This is a genomic window from Streptomyces omiyaensis (assembly GCF_014650895.1).
In the GTDB taxonomy this organism is placed as follows: domain Bacteria; phylum Actinomycetota; class Actinomycetes; order Streptomycetales; family Streptomycetaceae; genus Streptomyces; species Streptomyces omiyaensis.
This window is the reverse complement of sequence record NZ_BMVV01000073.1, coordinates 1-2,965: the sequence shown is the minus strand read 5'-3', so window position 1 is coordinate 2,965 and position 2,965 is coordinate 1. Positions and strand designations below refer to the sequence as shown.

Below are 2,965 nucleotides of genomic sequence, written 5' to 3'. Positions count from 1 at the left end.
AGCAGGGCTGGCGCTGGAACCTCGACTACGTCGTCGACCCGCACGGCAACGCCATGGCCCTCTACTACACCAAGGAACAGGGCCACTACGCGCAGAACGGCAAGCGGGACGAGGCGAAGCCGTACACCCGCGGCGGCTACCTGAACCGCATCGACTACGGCCTGCGCGCCGACAACCTCTACACCGCCACCCCGGCCGGCCGCGTCGCCTTCACCACGGCCCCGCGCTGCACCGCCGCCGACTGCGCCTTCACCGAGGCCAACGCCGCCAACTGGCCCGACACCCCCGTCGACCTGGAGTGCACCCCCGGCAAGGAGTGCCTCCACCCCTCCCCGTCGTTCTGGTCCAAGCAGCGCCTGACCTCGATCACCACCTCCGCGCTGGTGGGCACCGGCCTGGTCGCCGTGGACACCTGGACGCTGGCCCAGTCCTTCCCGGGGACGGGCGACACGTCCACCCCCGCGATGTGGCTGGACACCGTCCAGCGCACGGGCAAGGCGGGAGCGACCGCCGACATCGCCCTGAACAAGGTGTACTTCGAGGGCACCCTCATGCCCAACCGGGTCGACGCCGCCGAAGGCCGTCCGCCCCTCAACCGCAAGCGCCTGACCACGATCACGTCCGAGACGGGCGCCCAGACCCTCGTCACCTACACGGCGGCCCAGTGCACGCCGAGCACCCTGCCCGCCGCGGACACCAACACCAAGCGCTGCTACCCGTCCTGGTGGACCCCGGACGGCGCGGTCGACCCGGTGAAGGACTGGTTCCACAAGTACCTGGTGGCCCGGGTCGACGAGACCGACACGACGGCCGGCACCGGCTCGCCGTCGAAGGTCACCACCTACGAGTACGCCGACGGCCCGAACTGGCGCAAGGACACCGGCGAGTTCACCCCCGAGAAGCACCGCACCTGGAACTCCTTCCGCGGCTACGGCACCGTCCGCACCTACGTCGGCTCGACGAACCGCGTGAAGACCGAGAAGACGTACTTCCTCGGCATGGCGGGCGACACCCTCGCCGACGGCAGCCCGCGCCCGGGCCTGGCCGTCAACGGCGTCACCGACCGTGAGGACTTCGCCGGCCGGGTGGCCTCCTCTTCCGTGTACGACAAGGACGGCACCGGCGGCAAGATCGTCGCGAAGACCACGTACACCCCCTGGGAGTCCGCGGCGACGGCCACCCAGGCGGTCAAGGGCGTCACCGACCCCGACAAGCCGAACGACCCCGCGGCCACCCTCCCCGCCAGGACGGCCCGCCTGTCCGGCACCGTCACGGAGAAGAACGCCACCCTCCTCGACGACGGCAGCTGGCGCACCCTGACCACCGGCCGCTCCTACGACAGCACCTACGGCCTCCTCACCAAGGAGACCGACGACGGCGCCGCCGGCTCCGTCGAAGCCCGCTGCACGCTGACCGACTACGTCACGCCCGACACCACCGACTGGCTGATCGCCTACCCGAGCGAGATCACCACGGCCGACAACACGGCCTGCCTGACCCGCCCGAGCGAGATCACCGGCCGGATCCGCACCTTCTACGACGGCAAGGCTCTGGGCATCGCCCCGGACCCCGGCAAGGCCCACGTCACCAAGACCGAGCAGCTCGCCGACCACACCGCCGACAACACCCCCGTCTGGGAGACCACCGGCCAGAGCACCTACGACCAGTACGGCCGCGTCCTCACCGCCAGGGGCCAGGACGGCCAGCCGGTCACGACCGCCTACACCCCCGCCACCGGCGCCCAGCCGACCTCCGTCAAGACGTCCAACGTCAAGGGCCACGAGTCCACGACGACGTACGACGGCATGCGCGGCCTCGCCCTGACCAGCACGGACGCGAACGGCCGTACCGCCAGCAGCGAGTACGACACGCTGGGCCGCCTCACGAAGGCGTGGAGCGCGGGACGGGCCAAGACCCTCCAGCCCAACGCCACCTTCACCTACAACCTCTCCGCCACGGTCCCCTCCACCGTCGTCTCCAAGAACCTCTACGAGGACGGCCTGTGGGGCACCAGCGTCACCTTCTACGACTCCCTGCTCCGTGAGCGCCAGACCCAGTCGGACGCGGTCGGCACGACCGGGCGCCTGGTCGCGGACACCTTCTACGACGGTCACGGGCGCCCGTACCTGATCAACGCCCCCTTCTACAACAGCGCCGCGGTGTCGACGTCCGCCATGTTCGTCGTCACGCCGAACCAGGTGCCGCAGGCCGTCCAGACCACGTACGACGGCCGCGGCCGGGCGGTCGAGAGCGCCGAGCTGGCGCTGAACGTCCTGAAGTGGAAGTCGACCCTCACCTACGGCGCCGACTGGGCGGCCGTCCTCCCGCCGTCCGGCGGCACCGCGGTCCTCATCCGCAGCGACGCCCGCGGCCGCCCCGTCGAGGAGCGGCAGTACAAGGACCGGAACCCGGTCCCGGGCGCGGCGGCGACGCAGTACGAGAAGACGACCCGCACCTACGACGCGGCGGGCCTGCTGGCCTCGGTGTCGGACACCTCGGGCCGCAACACCTGGCGCTACGCCTACGACCTGCGTGACCGCCTGATCACCACGTCCGACCCGGACAAGGGGCTGAGCACCACCCACTACGACGCGAACGGCCGCCCGGACACGGTGACGGACGCGCGCGGCACGGTCGCCACCACCTACGACGAGCTGGGCCGCGAGACGTCCCTGCGGTCGGGGTCGGTGACCGGCGCGAAGCTGGCGGAGTGGACCTACGACACCGCTCCGGCGGGCAAGGGCCTGCCGCACAAGTCGATCCGCTACGACTCCTCGGTCACGGCGAACGCCGCGTACGTCACGGAGACCACCGGCTACGACACGGCCGGCCGCGCCAAGGGCGCGAAGGTCACGGTTCCCTCGGTGACGGGTGAGGAGCTGCTCGCCGGTACCTACACCGTGACGACGACCGCGACCGCGGTGAGCGGTCTGCCGGCGACGGCGGCCTACTCCACCACGAACGC

General features: G+C 71.2%; 1 protein-coding gene. It reads left to right on the top strand.

What is annotated here, in order from left to right:
- Window positions 1–2,965 (top strand): RHS repeat domain-containing protein (locus IE287_RS38025; protein ID WP_189854001.1); only part of this gene is annotated, 2,965 nt, incomplete at both ends.